Raw genomic sequence first — 17,881 nt, 5'->3', positions numbered from 1 at the left:
GTTACGGTCGGCTCCCGGTCCGCCCTTGTTGCTCGTGGATGGCGTCGATGATCCCGCCCTGGTTGCTGCGGATCGCGCGGAGGTTGTCGAGCGTGCCGTCCCCCACGGCCGAGATGCCGGCGGCGATGGCGTCGATGGTGGCGAGGACGGAGTCGCGGGTCTGGACGAACTCCTTCCGCAGCTGTTTCCCGTAACTGTCGTCGCCGGTCCAGCTGACGTCGGCCAAGGCGGCGTGGGCCGACGCACCGACGTCGTTGGCGTAGCTGCCGAGGTCCTTGATCACGCGGGTGCCGCCCAGGATGGCCTCGGGGCTCGATGTGTAGGACGGGCCGGTCATCGGGTGCCTCCGCCCTCTTCGTCGTCGGCGATCTCGTCGTGCAGCCGGCTGCGTGCGGCGGACCTGGTGGAGTTGCTCCGGGCAGGGGCGGACGGGCCCACGAAACGCGCCCAGTCGATGTCGAGTCCGGCGAGTTCGGGCACCTGCGGGCCGGGGGTGTCGAGCGGCCGGAAGCGGCGGGCCGCCTCGCGCCGTGCCTGCGCGCGGCCCGCCTCGACCGCCTCGATGATCGCCGCGCCAAGTTCCGCGCTCGACATCTCGCGGAACTTGGACCCCAGGAACCGCAGGTCGCTCAGTTCGCCCCGGGGTCCGACGGTGACCTCGACGGAGCCGTCCTTGGAGACCGTGGCCGACGAGAAGTCACCCATGTCGGCTTCCGCGCGGGCCGCGTCCTGCTCGGCTGCCGCCAGTTCGGTTCTGGCCCGGGCTAAGCGTCGCTCCAGCTGTTCCGCGTAACCGTCCGGGCCGGACTCGGGCTCCTGGGTCATGCGGCCTCCATCTTCCTCGTACTCAACTCACCGGAGGTGAGCACGGCGGGGACCGACGCGAACGCCGGGCCGCCCGTACCGGCCGGGGGCCCGCGTCGGTGGCACGGACATGTACCGGCGGCAGTCACGTCGGCGCGCACCGGAGGTCCCGTCCGTACGCACCCGGGGGCCCGCTTCACCCGCCCTGGGACAGGACGCGCGCGGCTCGGGCCCGCAGACGTCCGATCATGGCCGGGCTGGTTGACGTCCGTCCCAACGGCACATGACGTGCAATGGATGAAGACCGCATCCGGATTAACTTCCCCTGCACCAGGGCGACTTGAAGCAGCGGCGCACCCGCGGCGGAAGGTCCGGCGACGGCCCGACCGCCGGAAGGCGATGGCCCGCTGTTCCTTGAGCGGGGTCCCCGTCCCTCACAGGTCCACGCGTACTCCCCAGCCCTGTTCGAGCGCCACGTCGTAGGCGACCCGGACCGCCGCGACGTCGAGGGCGGCGTGGCCGGTGGACTTGAAGACGGTGAGGGCGTCGGTGTCACCGCCGCGGCCCGGATGGCCGCCGTCGAGGACGGACCCGAGGAGGGTCACCGGCCGGCCGGGGGCGAGGTCCTGGAGTTCGTGGGCGCCTGCCGGTGGGGGCGCCGTGGCCGCGCCGGTCCACTCGGCGAACAGGGCCGCGTCCCGGACGGTGCCGGGGTCCAGTTCGGGTCCGTGGGAGCCGCCGACCGAGGAGACATGGACGCCGGGAGCGAGCCACTCGCGTCGGACGACGGGTGCGGTGGCGCCGGTGCAGCAGAACACGACATCGGCCTCGCGTACGGCCTCCTCGACTCCGGCGGCGACCCGCGCGCCGGGATGCAGCGCGGCCGCCGCGCCGGCCCGTTCCGGATCGCGGCCGGCCACCGTCACCTCGGCCTCCGGCAACACCGTCGCGATCAGCGCGAGTTGGGCGCGGGCCTGGGCGCCTGTTCCCACCACCGCCACCCGGCCGAGACCGGGGCGGACGGCCAGGGCCAGCGCGCTCCGCGTGGCGACCGCCGCCGTGCGGACCTCGGTCAGCGACTCACCGTCCACGAGCGCCAGCGCCCGCCCGTCGTGTTCGTCGAACAGGGCCACCAGCCCCCGATGGAATCCGCGTCCGGGGTGTCGTGGATCGGCGGTCACGGTCACCAGCTTCGCGGCCAGCCCGAGCCCGGGAACGTAACCGGGCATCGCGCCCAGCAGACCCATCGGGGTCAGGGCGGCGATCCGCGGCGGGACGGAGACCTCGTCGCGGGCGATGGAGACCAGGGCCCGGCCCACCGCGTCGAGGACGGCGTCGGGCCGCAGCGCGGCGGCCGTCTGCCGGCGGTCCAGCACGAGCAGGCCGCTCACCGGCCGGCCTCCGCCGTGCCGGCGGTCAGGGCCGTCCCCAACTCGTCCGTCGCCGCGCGCAACTCCCGCTCCACCAAGGCCAGTTCCGGCCCGTCGAACTCGGTGTCCGGTCCTACGACCGTCAGTGCGCACACCGGGGCGCCGGGGTCGGGCACCACCGCCCGGCTGACGGAGGCCACCAGCTTGTCGTTACGTCCGCGCTCTACGGCGACTCCGGTCCGTTCCGCCTCGGCCAACTCCCGTGCCACGTGCACGGCTTCATCGCCGAGTCCGTCCAACCACCTTGCCCTGGCGTCCGGTTCAAGGGCGGCGACCAGGGCAAGTGGCCCGGCGAACCGCCCCACCGGCAGCAGTTCGCCCCGCAAGTGGCTGATCATGGCGAGCCGTTCGGGCCTGACCACGTCGATGACCCTGGCGCCGCCCTCCTCCAGCACTTGGAGGTTGACCATCATCGAGGTCGCGGCGGACAGCCGTTCCAGCACCGGACGGGCCAGCGCGGTCAGCGAGTTGCCCGCCGCCGAGGCGGACATCCGGAGCACGGCGGCGCCGGGCAGATAGCGGTCACCGGCCCGCAGCACCCAGCCGCGCCGGACCAGGTCCAGCAGGATCCGGTAGGCGGTGGCGCGGTGCAGGCCCACCTCGGCGGCCAGATCGGTCAGCCGCACCGGGTGCGGTGCGCGCGAGACGGCCTCGACCAGGTCGAGCGCCTTGTCCACGGCCGACCTGGGCGGCGCCGGGGTACGGGGTGCGACGGGCATGGCGGCGGTTCATCCCTCTCGTCCGCGGTGCGACCACGGGGTACAGTATCCGCGTTTCATCAAACGATACAGTTGTTACAGAGAGCGTAACAACATGACGGCTTACGACCTCTCGTCCTGAAGGTGACCATGAGCGATCTGCCCCCGGGTGCCCCGACCCCCTGGGCCGCACCGCCCGCCGGAACCGTGACGGTCTACCGCGGCGCCACCCTCTTCGACGGCACCGGCGACCAACTCCGTACGGACACCACGATCGTCACGGACGGCGCCCGGATCCATGCCGTCGTCGGCGACGGCGACCCGTTGCCCCCGCTCGCGGCCGACGCGCCCCGCGTCGACCTCGACGGCAGGTTCGTGGTCCCCGGCCTGATCGACACCCACCAGCACCTGGCCACCCCGCCCGACCGGCCCGTCGCCGAAGGAGTGCTACGGCGCCTGGTGCACAGCGGGGTCACCGCCGTCCGTGACATGGCCGACGACCTGCGGCAGATCGGCGACCTGGCCCGGGCCACCCTGGTCGGCGAAATCCCCGGCCCCGACATCCGCTACGCGGCGCTCATGGCCGGCCCCTCCTTCTTCGACGACCCGCGCACCCACGAGGTCTCCCGGGGCGCCACGCCCGGCGCCGTCCCCTGGATGCAGGCCGTCACCCCCGACACCGACCTGACCATCGCCGTCGCCCTGGCCCGTGGCACCCACGCCGCCGCGATCAAGATCTACGCCGATCTGGACGTCGCGACCGTCGCCGCCATCACCGCCGAGGCGCACCGCCAGGGCATCGCCGTCTGGGCACACGCCACCGTCTTCCCTGCCGCGCCCGGCGAGGTCGTCGCCGCGGGCGTGGACAGCGTCTCCCACGTCACCCTGCTCGCCTTCGAGAACCCCGCCGAGCCGCTGAGCAGCTACAAGACCAAACCCCCGGTGGATTACGACCGTTTCGCCACGGGCGACGACCCTCAACTGGCCGCGCTCTTCGCCGAGATGAGCCGCCGCGGCACCGTCCTCGACGCGACCGCGTCCATGTGGACCAGCGACGAACTCCGCGGCGACACCACCGAGTCGGTCGAACGGGCCCGCCGCAACACCGAGTTGGCCGCCGCGGTCACCGCCCAGGCACACCGCGCCGGAGTCGGCGTCTGCACCGGCACGGATTTCGAGACCGGCCCCGACGACCCGTTCCCCGCCCTCTACGGCGAACTCGCCTTTCTCGTCGACCGTTGCGGCATCCCCGCCGCGGACGTCCTGCGCTCGGCGACCCTGGTCGGCGCCAGGGCCGCAGGCACCGAGGCGGACATGGGCAGTGTCGAAGCCGGAAAGCTCGCGAACTTCGCGGTCCTGGAGGAGGACCCGCTGCGGGACATCGCCAACCTGCGCACCATCACCCTCACCGTGAAGCGGGGCCGCCGCTTCGACCGCGCCGACTTCGAGAAGGACGCCAAGTGACCGCCGTCGCCCGCCCGATGATCGTCAACGCGCTGGGGCAGCTCGACAACCCCAACACCCCCGCCGCCAAGGCCGCCGCCACGCAGCTCAACCCCGCCAGCGCCCAACTCGCCGTCGACGCCCGCGCGATCGCCGAGGCCGGCGCCTCCGGCCTGACCGCCGTCAACATCACCCTCGGCTACACCATGGGCGACCTGCCGCCGTACGAGCACACGCTGGACGAGATCGCGGTCTGGGACGGAATCCTCGACGCACACCCGGCCGACCTGCTCAAGGTGCGTACGGCCGGCGACATTCGGCGCGCCCACCGCGAGCGGCGGATCGGTGTCATCTACGGCTTCCAGAACGCCGTCGCCGTCGGCGAGGACCTCGACCTCGTCGACAGCCGCGTCGCCGCGTTCGCGGAGGCCGGTGTGCGGGTCGTCCAGCTCACGTACAACCAGGCCAACCACCTCGGCGACGGCTCCATGGCCACCGCCAACCGGGGCCTGACCCCGTTCGGCCGCCGGGTCGTCGAGGCCCTCAACGACCACCACCTGATGGTCGACCTCTCCCACAGCGGGGAGAACACCTGCCTGGACGCGGCCCGGCACTCCCGGCAGCCCGTGTCGATCAACCACACCGGCTGCCGTGCCCTGACCGACCTCCCGCGCAACAAGACGGACGAGGAACTCCGCCTGGTCGCCGACCGGGGTGGCTTCGTCGGCATCTACTTCATGCCCTTCCTCAACCCGACCGGCCACGCCACCGCCGCCGACGTCGTCGACCACATCGTGCACGCGGTCGACGTCTGCGGCGAGGACCACGTCGGTATCGGCACCGACGGCAGCGTCACCGCCGTGGACGACCTCGACGCCTACCGTGCGGCTCTCGCCGACCACGTCGCCGCCCGCCGGGCGGCCGGGGTCGGCGCGGCGGGCGAACGGGCCGACACCTACCCCTTCGTCGTGGACCTGCGCGGCGTCGACCAGTTCCGCGACCTGATCCGCCTCCTGGAGAAGCGCGGCTACCGCTCCGGACGCATCGAGAAGATCCTCGGCCGCAACTTCCTCGACTACGCGGATCGCGTCTGGTCGTCCTGAGGGTCCGCTCGCCACCGGCGACCGTATGACATCGGCGAATTCCGGCGGGCCCACCACACCCCGCGCTCCCCTGCGGGGGAGTTCCGGCCCGACCGGCGGCGGCCTCCGCCTCGGCGGGGCACCCCGCTCGATCCTGATCGAGGCGTGAGCCGGAGCGCCTCCCCAACCTGGCGGCAATCGCCGTCGATACCCGCTGACATAGTGTCCGCATGCTTGAACGGATACGGACCGTCAGACGCCCGGCCCTCCTGGCGGCAGGTCTCGTCGCCGTCCTCGCCACCGTCTCGGTGCCCGCGGCGGCCGACGACTCCCACGAGGTCGCGCTTCAGCTCCACGCCCCGTCAACCTTCCACATGTACAACGCGGACGAAGGCGCCGAGGCCACGAACGACGACTTCGCCGTGCCCGTCGCCGTCACGGCCGGCGACGGCGGCCCGGCCCGCAACGTCAAGGTCGTCGTGGACACGTCGGGGCTGGCGGGCATCGCCCGGGCGGGGAAGGGCGGCTACGGGAACTGCACCGGCGACGGCCCGGTGTTCACCTGCGAGTACGGCGACGTGCAGAACGGCGACGGGGAGGCCAACGCCCCCTTCACCCTCCACGGCGAGAACGGCGTCGAGCCCGGCGACAGCGGGACAGTGACGTACACCGCCACGGCCGACAACGCGGCCCCGGTGACCGGCATCACCCGCATGACCGTGGGCGGTCCCACGCTGCACTCCCCCAAGGAGGAACAAGCGGTGAAGGGGCTGACGCCGGGGAAGTCCGTGCCGCTGACCCCCAGGTTCGCCAACCACAGCCGGTTCACCACTGAGCGGGGCGTCGCCCTGCACATCACCGCGCAGGACGGTCTGCTGGTGACCTCGCACCCCGACAACTGCTACTTCAATATCGCGTTCACCTCGGCATGGTGCACGTTCCCCACGAAGGCCGCACCGGGTACCGCGTACCGCACCAGTTCCCCGATCGGCTACACCGCCGCTCCGGGGAGGCTGACGGGCTCGCTGTCCTACAACTGGTCGTCCGAGCCCGAGAAGCCCGACGGTCTCTCCGTACGCGGCACGGGTGCCACCTTGACCCTGACCACGACAGCCGATCGCGGCCTCACCGGCGTGAGCAGCGGCGTCAGCGCCGAGACCACCGTGCAGGCCGACTACGAGCCGGTGACGGCAACCGTCCGCGGCCGGGTCGGCAGCACCGTGACGGTACGGCTCGGGCTGCGCGACCACGGCCCCGGCCGGTTGACCGGCTCCGAGGCACCGGGGGGCTTCGAGGTGGTCCCACCGGAGGGAACCACCGTCACCTCCATCCCGTTCGTCTTCGAGGACTCGGGCGGCAAGTGGGCGTGCGAGCGGCCGGAGAAGCCCGGCGGGGCATTCGTCTGCGACATCGGTACCGAGGACTTCAGCTATGTGCGGCACGAAGGGGGTACGACCGCCGTCGAGTTCCACATCCGCATCGACCGGCAGGTGCCCGGCGCGCGGGGCACCGTCCGGACGTACAACCCCTACGACCGCACCCCAGGGAACGACACCGCCGACATCCCGCTCGAAGCGTCGCCCGCCCTGCCTTTCAGCGGCCCTGCCCTGCCTTTCCAGAACCCCGGCCTCTGGGCCGCGGGAGCCGTGGTCGTCGCGGTTCTGGTGGCCCTGTTCCGGCGTCGGCGGCGCGCGTCCCAGGCGTCGTGAAGGTGCCGACAGTCCTTGATCCTCGCGGCACTGCGTGTCTCCGCCACCAGTAGGCGGTCCCTCAACGGATCACCACACCCTGTGCTGATCGCCCGCCTACGCCACCGCTCGCTTCGGGGCTCTTGGACCCAGGACCAGCCGTCGGAGCCTGGTCGTGTTCTCGGACGTAGACGGTGACTCGCGCTCCGCCGACCCGAGTTGTTCCGTCCTCGCGGAAGTGGCGCCGCAAGGTGCTTGCCTTCGCTTCGTCCCGCAGGTCGGCCGGCGAGTGCGCACCCGCCGGGTTGCGGACCGCGACGATCCGGTCGAATTCCAGGATGCGTGCCGCGATCTCGCGGGCGGGAAGCTCGACACCTGACAGCGTGTTCGACGAGACGGGGTCCTGTGCCAGGGCCAGATCTGTCAGGAAGCGGGTGTCCGCGGGGTCGGTCGCGGTCCAGGCCCGGTACTGGCCGGAGAAGTAGAGGAGCCCGTCGCCGGGACGGCCTTCCTTGCGTACGGCGGCGCCGACGGCGGTGGCGTCATTGCTCCGGCTCTGGGGCGTCCTCAGCGACAGGCTCGTCGGGACGAGCGCGGCCAGTACGGCGATTGCCGCGATCCACGCGTTGCGGGGAGACCGCTGCCGGCGGTGGAAGTAGTCCATCCAGGCGCCCAGCAGCAGAGCGATCCCGATATTGCTGTAGAGGACATACCGGTCGACGAAAAGGGGCTTGACCAGTGAGGCGATCAGCAGCAGAAGGCCCGGAAGCACAAGTATCGGCACAGCCAGCGCGGAAAGCCGCACGGGCCCCCTCACGCCCAGGGTCGCCCGGGCACACGCCACGCCCACGACCGCCACGATCAGGAAATAACGAAGCCGCACGGGTCCGCCGATCCAGGCCACCTGCCCCGACTGCCCCGCACTCCTGACCGCGAGCGGCAACAGCCCGGCCACAACGCCCGCGGCGGCCGTACTCCATGCCCTCAGCACCGGTCGCGGGACACGGGAGGCGACCAGGGTGACGCCGTGTGCGACCAGGGCGAGGACCGCGAACTCGTGGAGCAGACAAGCCAACAGCATCGTGGTGCCGTAGACCGCCCACCGCCACCGGGCGCGATGCGAGACGCCGGCCACGAGCATGTAGGTGGCCCAGGTGACGAGGGCACAGACCATGGCGTACGAGCGGCCTTCCTGCGCGTACTTCTGCACCTGGGGAAGGAGTGGAAACACCAGCCCGGCCAGCAGCCCGGCCCGGGGCCCCGCCAGGCGTAGCGCCAGAAGCCCGACTCCACTCGCCGCCACGGACATTGCCAGTACGGACGGCAGCCGCAACGTCAGCAGCCCGCCGCCGAAGAGACCGAAGATCTCATGCATCACGGCGTAGTAGAGGGCGTGGACCAGATCGACGTGCTGGGCGGTGAGCCATATCTGCGAAAGATCGCGGTGCGCGAGCTGATAGGTGACGGACTCGTCGCCCCACATGGTGTTCTCCCGGCGGATACCCCAGAGCCCCAGAGCGATCGTCAGCGACAAGGGCACGATCACGACAACGGCTTTGGCCGGGCCCGCTGTTTGTCGACGGGCGGTTACGGGGGAAACCGTCCTGGCCTCGGCGGGGGCACGTTCATCAAGGGACATCGGCGACAGGGCCTTTCAGCAGTGGCGAAGACGTTCCGCCAGCGTGCCGGGACCTCGTTGACCGGATGCTGACCCAACCTGACCGGCCGATCAGGAAGTCGGTCCGGCGCTGTGCGAGGCTGCACCGCATGCGCATCCTGGTGGTCGAAGACGAGGTGGACCTTGCCCACACCCTGCACACCGGTCTGACCGCCGAGGGCTACAGCGTCGACCTCGCCCATGACGGCCGCCAGGGTCTGTGGATGGCCAGGACCGGCGAATACGCCCTGGTCGTCCTGGACTTGATGCTGCCCGGACTCAACGGCTACAAGGTCTGCGCCCAGTTGCGCCGCGAGGGCAACGCGACCCCCATCCTGGTACTCACCGCCAAGGACGGGGACTGGGACCAGGCGGAGGCCCTGGACACCGGGGCCGACGACTACCTGGCCAAACCCTTCTCCTATCTGGTGCTCGTCGCACGACTGCGGGCCCTGGTCAGACGAGCCGCCGCGGTCGCCCCGCCCGTCCTCGCCGTGGGCGACCTCTCGTTGGATGTCGCCGGCCGGGTCTGCCGCCGGGCCGGGGCGCGGGTCGAACTCACGCCCAGGGAGTTCGCCGTGCTGGAGCTGCTGGCCCGCCGGGCGGGCCAGGCGGTCTCCAAATCGGATCTGCTCTATCACGCGTGGCCCGACGAGGCGCTGGATCCCAACCTGGTGGAGGCGCGCGTCAGCGCACTGCGCAAGAAGGTGGACGCCGCGTTCGGCCGGCAGTCCCTGCAGACCGTACGGGGTACCGGATACCGGCTGGTGGACGACCGTGAACGCGACTGAGCCACGGCGCCGCTGGTGGCCGCGTTCGGTACGAGCCCGCACGGCCCTGGCCGCCGCCTCGACCGCCGCCGTCATCCTGGTCGGCATCGGCTGGTGGATGCACCACGACGTCTACGGCCAGGGCAGGAGGATCGCCGAAGGACAGGCCGAGCAGCAGGTGTGGGCCCTCGTCGACCAGCTGAACGGGGGTGTGGTTCCCGCTAGCAGAGGCACCCTGCTGCCGTACGAGGTCGTCGCGACCGGCCGACGTACCGCTGTCACCTACGGCGGAGGCATGGAAGCCCTCGATCCCGGCACCCGCCATGTGCTGCCCACCCCAACGCAGACCAGGGCGCCCGGAAGCCTGACGATCCTCCCCCTCCGCATACCAGTGCGCGACTCCAACATCAGGGACAGATTCGACCTGGCGGGCAAGACCTACACGGTCATGTTCGCCGATGTCGGCGCTGATGGACTCGGCAGGGACAAGGCCGCCGCTCTGGGCGTCACCGCTGATGCCCACCTGCGGGTCTATGTGGTGGTGCTCCCGAGAACGGCCGAGGCGATCGCCAGGACCACCGACCTCCTGCTGCTGCGGGCCGGGCTCGTCGGCCTCGTCCTCATCGCCGCCACCACCTACTTCGCCGTCCGCATCGCGCTGCGGCCGGTCGAGGCCATCCGCGTCCTCACCGCCTCGGTCACCGCGAGCGACCCCCGTGAACGTGTCACCGTCCCCGCCACGGGACACGAGATCACCGCCCTGGCCACCACCATCAACGCCACCCTCCAACGCCTCGACGACGCCGCCGCCCGGCAACGCCGCTTCGTCGCGGACGCCGCCCACGAACTGCGCAGCCCCCTCACCACACTGCTGGCCAGCCTGGAAGTCGCGCTCGCCTACCCGGAGCGCACCGACTGGCCCGCCGCGGCCACCACCGCCGCACGACAGACCCGCCGCCTCCAAGCCCTCGCCGAAGACCTGCTCCTCCTCGCCCGCCTCGACACCCACACCCCCACGACCAGTCCCGAAACCGTCGACCTGACAGCCCTCGCCTCTCAGCTGACCGAGCAATACCCCCTCACCGAACGACCGTTGACCCTCACCTGCGACAGCACCGCCCCCGCACACGCACACGGAAACCCCGACGCATACGAACGGCTGCTGCGCAACCTCATCGACAACGCCGCCCGCCACGCCGTGCACCGCATCCAGATCACCATCCGAAACGAGGACGACTGGATCGTCCTCACCGTGCACGACGACGGACCGGGCGTGCCCACCGAGGACGCCGAGCGCATCTTCGAACGCTTCGTACGGCTCGACGACGCCCGCTCCCGCGACCACGGCGGAACCGGCCTGGGCCTCGCCATCGCCCGCGACCTGGCCCACCGCCACCGAGGCACCCTCACCCTCACCCCGCGGACGCTCGGCGCGTGCTTCCAGCTGCGCCTCCCCCGAGTCTCCACCCCGGCCGAGAAATGACGCGCTACACCGCGGCAGCCCTTCGAAGCCACAGCGGTCAGCAGGGGCGGCTCGGTGTGGGGATCACACCGGTCGAACCGCCGTCACAGCTGACGGGTTTCCCTTCAGGCGTCCCTGCTGGTCCCCGTTCGGGACGTCGTCGGCAACGGCTCCGACGGGGTTCTGGTCCGTGACGAAGTGATCAGTGCGGAGCTGCCGGTGTCACGGTCCGTGAAGCCTGCGAAGAGGGCGAGGCCGAGCCCGGCTGCGGCGAGCGTCGCCCCGACCAGTGCCGGTGAGGCCCAGCCCCAGCCGGCGGAAATGGCCAGACCGCCGAGCCAGGCTCCGCCCGCGTTGGCCAGGTTGAAGGCGGAGTGGTTGGAGGCCGCGGCCATCGTCGGGGCGTTCTTCGCCTTGGCCATGAGCAGCATCTGCACGGGGGTGGTGACCAGGGCGCCCATCGCGCCCATGAACACGAGGGTCACCAGGGCGGGGACGGTGCTGTGCACGGTGAAGTAGAACGCCAGGAGCGTCGAGCCGAGCAGGAAGAGGCCCCCGTACAACGTCGGGCGCAGGGCACGGTCGCTGAGCGGACCCGCGATCAGTGTGCCCAGCGTCATGCCGATGCCGTAGAGCGCGAGGACCCAGGTGGTGGAGGAGTCGGCGAGGCCGGTCACGTGGGTCAGGATCGGCACCAGGTAGCTGTAGACGGCGAAGAAGCCGCCGAATCCCACGACGGCGGTGGCCAGGCCGAGGGCGACCTGCCGGTTGCCCATCGCCCGCAGTTCGTGCCGGATGCCAGCCTGGTTGCCGCGCGGCTGATGGGGAACGAAGGCGGCCAGCGCCGCGAGCGCGACAAGGCCGATGACGGCGACGCCGCAGTAGGCGTACCGCCAGCCGAGGTGCTGCCCGAGGGCGGTGCCGGCCGGGACGCCGACGATGTTGGCGACGGTGAGCCCGAGGAACATCCTCGACACGGCCCGCCCGGCTCGTTCGGGGGCGACCAGCCGGGAAGCCACGACGGCCCCTACGCCGAACAGTGCTCCGTGGGGCAGGCCCGCCAGGAACCGTGCGGCGAACAGCAGGCCGAAGTTCGGAGCAAGAGCGGAGGCGACGTTGCCGATCACGAACATCGCGGAGAGCAGGAGCAGGAGCCGTTTGTGGGCGATGCGCGCGCCGATGCCGGTCAGGACGGGCGCCCCGACGACGACACCGAGCGCGTAGGCGGAGACGAGGTTGCCGGCGTGCGGCACGGACACGCCGACGCCGTCGGCGATCTGGGGCAGCAGTCCCATGGTGGCGAACTCGGTCGTACCGATACCGAACGCGACGAGGGCAAGGGCCAGCAGGGCCAGTGGCATGGGGCGCGAGTACCTTTCACGGGCTGCGGTGTGCGTGCGGATGCGGGGGGGAAGAGGGCAGGACCGTGATGCGTCCGGTTCGCCCTGTTTCTGTGACCTGTCGCCTCGGTCGCCGTTGCCCGATGCGCCCCTGGGGGCATGAAGAGTCTACGAGCGCTCAGGGCGCCGCTCGCCCAGCCGTGAGGTCAAGCCGAGCCGGAGCATCCCCGCCCGTCGTCAAACCAGTGTTCACGCACCGGCGTTGCCGCTGCTCCGCTCGATCGGGATCCACAGCTGGGAGTGGGTCTCTTCGCCGATCTCCACCGGCCGCGTCCGCATGAGTTCCGGACCTGGCCTGCTCGTGTACGGGTTGGAGGGGAACCACTGTGTGAACACGTCGCGCCACAGTGCCTGGAGCGCGCTCGGATAGGGCCCGTCGTTGTCGAAGACCGCCCAGGTCCCGGCCGGCACGTCGAGGGCCTCGAGTTCCTCGACGGCGGTTTCCGGGCCGGTGACCGCGCCGATCCAGTAGTCGGCCTCGGCCCCCTCCTCCCGACTGTCGGTCAGATACACCGCTGCCGACACGATCCCCTCGGGTTCCCGGTCGGACAGCTCCTTCATCCGTACGACCGCCCGCTCGTCCAGGCTCTTCAGGTGCGCCGCGGCGACCTCGTTGAGCCCCTCGTGCACCAGCGGGACCCGCGCCTTCCTGCCGACGATCCGGAACGCCTCCTTCTCCACGATCCGGTAGCGCATCGTCGTACTTCCTTCGACGACGACGCGGAAGGACATGCGCGGCTGTGCCGTGAGCAGTGCGCCCGTGCGCCGGGCCTCGCCCGGACCGATGCCGTGCACCGACCGGAACGCCCGGGCGAACGCCTCACCCGAGCCGTAGCCGTACCGCACCGCGACATCGAGCAGCGTGCGTTGCCCGTCCAGCACCTCGGCGGCGGCGAGCGTCATCCGCCGGCGCCGCACATAGACCGGGAGCGGCATCCCGGCGAGGGCGGAGAACAACCGGCGGAAGTGGTACTCCGACACCGCGGCGATCCTGGCCGCCTCTGCCACGTCGACCTCCCGGTCGAGGCGGGCCTCCAGGTGGTCCAGCGCCTGGTTCAGCCGCTCCAGCACGTGTGTCCGTACCTCTCTCTGCCGATACGACCGGGCTGTCTTCAGGTGTAGGTGAGTTCTTCGCGTCCGGCCCGACAGAAGCCGTGCGGGAATTGTCGGGCGGGTGGCCTCGGCGTTGCCTGAGGCTGGCGCACATGACTGATGTTAAGGGGATGTGCGAACCGCGGTTCGCCGCGGTCGAGGCGGCCCTCGCGGCCTCGCTCGGCAAGAACGATGTGGGCGCCTCGGTCGCCGTCTACCTCGACGGCGAACCGGTGGTCGACCTGTGGGGCGGGTACGCCGACGCGGACCGCACCGTCGGCTGGGAGCGCGACACCCTCACGGGCGTGAACTCGACGACCAAGAACATGACCGCCCTGTGCGCGCTCGTCCTGGCCGACCAGGGCCGGCTCGATCTGTCCGCGCCGGTCGCCGTCTACTGGCCCGAGTTCGCCGCGGCGGGCAAGGAGCGTCTGCTGGTACGCCATGTGCTGTCCCATACCGCGGGGCTGCCGGACCTGTCCGGGCCGACGACGGTCGAGGACCTCTACGACTGGCAGAGCGTGACGGCAGGGCTGGCCGCGCAGGCCCCCGAGTGGGAACCGGGAACCGCCGCCGGGTACCACGCGCTCACCTTCGGGTATCTGATCGGTGAGATCGTCCGCCGCATCACCGGCCGTTCCCTCGGCGATTTTTTCGCGGAGGACGTGGCCAAGCCGCTGGGCGCGGACTTCCACATCGGGCTCTCCGCCGACGACGACCGCCGCGTCGCACCGCTCATCCCGCCGCCGTCGCTGACCGACGAGTACGTCGCCGGCGCACCGTCCGGACCGGACGGCACACGTCGGGAGTACGACGGTGTCGCGGTCCGGGTCAGGGACGCCAACTCCGTGGCCTGGCGCCGTGCACAGATCCCCGCGGTCAACGGCTTCGGCAACGCGCGGTCCGTCGCCCTCGTCCAGTCGGTACTGGCGAACCGGGGTTCCGTCGGTGGCGTACGGCTGCTGTCGCCCCAGGGCTGCGAGCCCGCATGGCAGGAGATGTTCCGCGGCGAGGACAGGGTGCTGCGGACCCCGATGGCCTGGACCGTGGGTTTCGGCAAGTTCGGCGACATGTTCGGTTGGGGCGGATGGGGCGGCTCGCTGGTCGCGAGTGACCCTGATGCACGTATGACGGTGGCCTACGTGATGAACCAGATGATCGACCGGGAGCAGCAGGAGGACAACCGCGGCATGGAGATGATCATGGCTGCCTACAGCGGGGTGCGGTGACAGCCCGCGGCAACTCCCGCCCCCGGGGCCGAAATTGGTCTAGACGAATCTTTCCCAGATCTCTTGACGCAGGCCGACGCGGGCAGCCACGCTTCGTACCGCAGGCAGATGTAAGGAAAGTTTCCGATTAACTTCACGACTCGCCGTTCGACGGATTTCCGCTGCCTCACCCCGCCCTGATCGCGTCGCACGGCTCCTCCCCACCCGCACCTGTCCACCGTGCGACGGGCGTGCAGGGCACCGCACTCCGCGTACCGGCGCGACGCCGTGCGCGGCCTCGCCCCACGGAGGAGCATCCGCATGAGACGTGCGTCGCTGCGCGCCGCATTGACCGCCGCCCTGATGGTCGGCGGCCTGGCCACGACCGCCGCCCCGGCCGCCCACGCGGCCGACAACACCGGTCTGATCGCCTCCTTCGGCATCACCTCCACCTGGGGTGCCGGCTTCGAGGGCGGCTACACGGTCACCAACAAGTCCACCCACACGGTCAGTTCATGGACCATCACCTTCACGCTGCCCGCCACCGAGGCCGTCACCAGCTCGTGGAACGGCACGGTCACCCACAGCGGTACGCAGTACACGATCACCTCCCCCTCCTGGGAGGCCCCGCTCGCCCCCGGTGACTCCGCGCCCGTCGTCGGCATGGACTTCAGCTACACCGGCTCGGTCGTCCCGCCGAGCGCCTGTCTGATCAACAACGGCCCCTGCGCCGGCGTCCCCGCCGACACCGTCGCGCCCTCGACTCCCACCGGCCTCGCCGTCCGGGCCACCGGCCCCGGCAGCGTGACGCTGGGCTGGAGCGCCTCGACCGACAACGTCGGCGTCGTCGGCTACCGCGTCTACGAGGGCAGCGACGTCATCGCCACCACCTCCGGCACCGGCACCACGTTCACGGTGATCGGCCTGCTCCCCGGCAGCAGTCACAGCTTCTCGGTGACCGCGCTCGACGACTCCAACAACCAGTCGGCGCACTCCGCGACACTCACCGCGACCGCGGGCAGCGGCACAACTCCCGGCGTGGCGGCCCCCTTTGTCGACCTCGGCGCCTACCCGACGCCGAACCTCACGCAGATCGCCACGAACACCGGGCTGCGGCAGTTCTCGCTCGGCTTCATCACCGCGGGGTCGACCGGCTGCAGCGCCAGCTGGTTCAACTCCTTCGACCCGGGAGCGGCCTGGGACCGGGCGGACTTCGACGCGCTGCGCGCGATGGGCGGTGACGTACGGCCGTCCTTCGGTGGCGCGTCGGGCACCGAACTGGCCCTCGCCTGCACCAGCACGACCGCGCTCCAGGCGCAGTACCAGAAGGTCGTGGACGCCTACGCCCTGGACCGTGTGGACTTCGACATCGAGGGCGCCGCGGCGGTCGACCACGCCTCGATCGACCGGCGCTCGACAGCCGTGGCCGCCGTCCAGGCCGCACAGCGCGCCAAGGGCCGCGACCTCAAGGTCACCCTCACCCTCCCGGTCCTGCCCAGCGGTCTCACCGCCGACGGCGTCTACATCCTCAACTCCGCCAAGTCGCACAACCTGAACGTCGACACCGTCAACCTGATGGCCATGGACTACGGCGACAGCGCCGCGCCCAGCCCGTCCGGGAAGATGGGCACGTACGCGATCCAGGCCGCGACCTCGACCCGCGCCCAGATCGCCTCGGTGTGGCCGAACCTCACCACCGCCCAGACCTGGGCGACGGTCGGCCTCACCCCGATGCTCGGCCAGAACGACACCGCCAGTGAGGTCTTCACGGCCGCCGACGCACAGCAGGTCCTCACCTTCGCCAAGCAGAACCACCTCGGCGAGCTGGGCTTCTGGGACGTCACCCGCGACGGGAACGCCTGCACCGGTGCCCTGAGCCAGTGCACGAACATCCCGCAGACCCCGTACCAGTTCTCCAAACTGTTCGCGACCTACGCGGGCTGAGCCCTCGAGGTCTCCTGCGCCCCCGCGGGCGCTTTGCGTGACCGAGCACCCACAATCCCTGGGGCCGCTGTGCGCCGCACTCCGCCGGCCCCAGGGATCGCCCGGGCCGGGTCAGCGGAGCGTGCGGGTGAACTGGTACGCGCTCTGCGACGTGCCGCTGCAGGTGTCGGACAGCTGACCATTGGTGGCGCAGGCCTTGTCCCGGCCCAGCGACCAGAAGGAGAGCTCCTGAATGCCCTTGCTGGCTGCGAAGTTGGCGAGCGTGGTGGCGTTGGCGGTGCTGAACACCTCGGCCGTGGTGTCGTTCACGCCGATCATGGGGGTGTTCCCCTCCATGGCCCACAGCTGCGCGGAACTCTTGGTCGTCCAGATCCGGCCCAGTTGGTCGTGCAGGGCGGTCGCCGCGTCGGTGGCCGCCTTGCCCATGTCCATGGCCGGGCCGTAGTCCATGGTCATGATGTTGACCAGATTGACCGTCAGGGCGTTGCTCTTGGCGTTGTTCAGCAGGTTGATCGAGTTCTGCTCCAGGCCGGTCGGGTTGACCGGGAGGGTGTACTGGACGTCGAGCCGGCGCCCCGCGGTCGCGTACTCGCTCTGCAACTGTGCCAGGGCCTTGTTGCGCCGGTCGTTGGCAGCCGTGTTGTTGAGGGTCGAGCCCTCGATGTCGAGGTCGACACGGGTGAGGTTGAGGCTGTCGATGACCCGCTTGTACTGGGCCTTGAGGGTCGACACCGAGGTACAGGCGACGCCCAGTTCGGTGCCGGAGGCGCCGCCGAAGGAGGCGATGACGTCGCCGCCGGCCGCCCTCGTGGAATTGATGGCGGCGGTCCAGGAGGAGTCGGTGATGGACGTGTCGCCGTTGAAGGTCGCGTTGCAGCCACTTCCGGCGATGACGAAGGCGAGGGTGAAGTACTTCTGGCCGGTGGCATTGCGTGCGTTGGCGAGGGCGGACGGGGAGTTCCAGGTCTCGGCGTACGGTGCCGAGTACCGGGCGGGGAAGCCGGGTCCGGGGTTCGCCGCTGTCGGGGCCGCGGATGCCGAGGGGGCTACGACGGCTGCCACCGCCGCGCCGGCGGTCACGGCAACGGCCAGTGTGTAGCTGCTCTTTCGACGCATGAGTCCTCCAAGACGCGGCGCACCCGGTGCGCCGGTGGGGGGTAGAGGAAATCACACCTGTTCATGTTCATGAACATTCTCCGTTCA

16 protein-coding genes are annotated in these 17,881 nt (G+C 70.9%); 8 read left to right on the top strand and 8 right to left on the bottom strand.

The genetic code is table 11. The features are described 5' to 3' along the window. Position 1: 1 nt before the first annotated feature. The 4 genes from SSP08S_RS33160 to SSP08S_RS33145 form a co-directional block, all read right to left on the bottom strand. The gene (locus SSP08S_RS33160; RefSeq protein WP_019071969.1) at positions 2-337 is read right to left on the bottom strand and encodes a hypothetical protein; all 336 of its coding nucleotides are present in this window, start codon (positions 335-337) and stop codon (positions 2-4) included. Further along, positions 334-825, bottom strand: a complete 492-nt coding sequence (locus tag SSP08S_RS33155; protein WP_019071968.1) for a YbaB/EbfC family nucleoid-associated protein — start codon at positions 823-825, stop codon at positions 334-336. The genes SSP08S_RS33160 and SSP08S_RS33155 overlap by 4 nt, the downstream gene beginning before the upstream one ends. A gap of 413 nt (positions 826-1,238) precedes the next feature. Continuing rightward, positions 1,239-2,195: an ornithine cyclodeaminase family protein gene (locus tag SSP08S_RS33150; RefSeq protein WP_019071967.1), complete on the bottom strand. Its 957-nt coding sequence runs from the start codon at positions 2,193-2,195 to the stop codon at positions 1,239-1,241. Then, entirely contained in the window at positions 2,192-2,953 is a 762-nt protein-coding gene (locus SSP08S_RS33145) for an IclR family transcriptional regulator (RefSeq protein WP_019071966.1), read from the bottom strand. Before SSP08S_RS33145 ends, SSP08S_RS33150 begins: the two co-directional genes overlap by 4 nt. Before the next feature lie 129 nt (positions 2,954-3,082). On the opposite strand from SSP08S_RS33145, the gene SSP08S_RS33140 reads away from it, so the two are divergent. From SSP08S_RS33140 to SSP08S_RS33130, 4 genes are all read left to right on the top strand, one after another. Next, positions 3,083-4,396: an amidohydrolase family protein gene (locus tag SSP08S_RS33140; RefSeq protein ID WP_019071965.1), complete on the top strand. Its 1,314-nt coding sequence runs from the start codon at positions 3,083-3,085 to the stop codon at positions 4,394-4,396. Beyond that, positions 4,393-5,478, top strand: a complete 1,086-nt coding sequence (locus SSP08S_RS33135) for a dipeptidase (protein WP_019071964.1) — start codon at positions 4,393-4,395, stop codon at positions 5,476-5,478. Before SSP08S_RS33140 ends, SSP08S_RS33135 begins: the two co-directional genes overlap by 4 nt. Before the next feature lie 25 nt (positions 5,479-5,503). Beyond that, positions 5,504-5,626 (top strand): hypothetical protein, encoded by a 123-nt coding sequence (locus tag SSP08S_RS64275; protein ID WP_281176161.1) that lies wholly within the window; start codon positions 5,504-5,506, stop codon positions 5,624-5,626. A 61-nt stretch (positions 5,627-5,687) separates the two neighbouring features. Continuing rightward, positions 5,688-7,166, top strand: coding sequence for a hypothetical protein (locus SSP08S_RS33130; protein WP_026179040.1), 1,479 nt, complete (start codon positions 5,688-5,690; stop codon positions 7,164-7,166). 61 nt (positions 7,167-7,227) lie between these two features. Here SSP08S_RS33130 and SSP08S_RS56385 read toward each other — a convergent pair whose 3' ends face one another. Continuing rightward, positions 7,228-8,784 carry a glycosyltransferase family 39 protein gene (locus SSP08S_RS56385; RefSeq protein ID WP_051106032.1) on the bottom strand — a complete coding sequence of 519 codons (1,557 nt, stop codon included), beginning with the start codon at positions 8,782-8,784 and terminating at the stop codon, positions 7,228-7,230. Between the two features lie 128 nt (positions 8,785-8,912). On the opposite strand from SSP08S_RS56385, the gene SSP08S_RS33120 reads away from it, so the two are divergent. Both SSP08S_RS33120 and SSP08S_RS33115 read left to right on the top strand, forming a co-directional pair. Further along, a complete protein-coding gene (locus tag SSP08S_RS33120) occupies positions 8,913-9,593 on the top strand; it encodes a response regulator transcription factor (protein WP_019071962.1) in 681 nt (226 codons plus the stop codon). Continuing rightward, positions 9,580-11,055: a sensor histidine kinase gene (locus SSP08S_RS33115; RefSeq protein ID WP_019071961.1), complete on the top strand. Its 1,476-nt coding sequence runs from the start codon at positions 9,580-9,582 to the stop codon at positions 11,053-11,055. The genes SSP08S_RS33120 and SSP08S_RS33115 overlap by 14 nt, the downstream gene beginning before the upstream one ends. Before the next feature lie 104 nt (positions 11,056-11,159). Here the strand turns inward: SSP08S_RS33115 and SSP08S_RS33110 are convergent, their stop codons facing one another. Together SSP08S_RS33110 and SSP08S_RS33105 are read right to left on the bottom strand one after the other, a co-directional pair. Next, positions 11,160-12,395, bottom strand: coding sequence for an MFS transporter (locus tag SSP08S_RS33110; RefSeq protein ID WP_019071960.1), 1,236 nt, complete (start codon positions 12,393-12,395; stop codon positions 11,160-11,162). 228 nt (positions 12,396-12,623) lie between these two features. Then, positions 12,624-13,505: an AraC family transcriptional regulator gene (locus tag SSP08S_RS33105; protein WP_019071959.1), complete on the bottom strand. Its 882-nt coding sequence runs from the start codon at positions 13,503-13,505 to the stop codon at positions 12,624-12,626. Positions 13,506-13,639: 134 nt separating this feature from the next. Here SSP08S_RS33105 and SSP08S_RS33100 point away from each other — a divergent pair, with 134 nt between their 5' ends. Together SSP08S_RS33100 and SSP08S_RS33095 are read left to right on the top strand one after the other, a co-directional pair. Then, on the top strand, positions 13,640-14,755 hold the full coding sequence (locus SSP08S_RS33100) for an EstA family serine hydrolase (protein WP_026179039.1): 1,116 nt from the start codon (positions 13,640-13,642) through the stop codon (positions 14,753-14,755). A gap of 300 nt (positions 14,756-15,055) precedes the next feature. Continuing rightward, entirely contained in the window at positions 15,056-16,678 is a 1,623-nt protein-coding gene (locus tag SSP08S_RS33095) for a cellulose binding domain-containing protein (protein ID WP_026179038.1), read from the top strand. A gap of 111 nt (positions 16,679-16,789) precedes the next feature. Here SSP08S_RS33095 and SSP08S_RS56380 read toward each other — a convergent pair whose 3' ends face one another. Further along, on the bottom strand, positions 16,790-17,794 hold the full coding sequence (locus SSP08S_RS56380; protein WP_019071957.1) for a chitinase: 1,005 nt from the start codon (positions 17,792-17,794) through the stop codon (positions 16,790-16,792). Between the last annotated feature and the right edge of the window lie 87 nt (positions 17,795-17,881).

Origin of the sequence: Streptomyces hokutonensis, from assembly GCF_000376565.1 — a bacterium.
Classification (GTDB): Bacteria; Actinomycetota; Actinomycetes; order Streptomycetales; family Streptomycetaceae; genus Streptomyces; species Streptomyces hokutonensis.
Note: the sequence above shows the minus strand (reverse complement) of the source record. Positions and strands in the feature narration are given on the sequence as shown.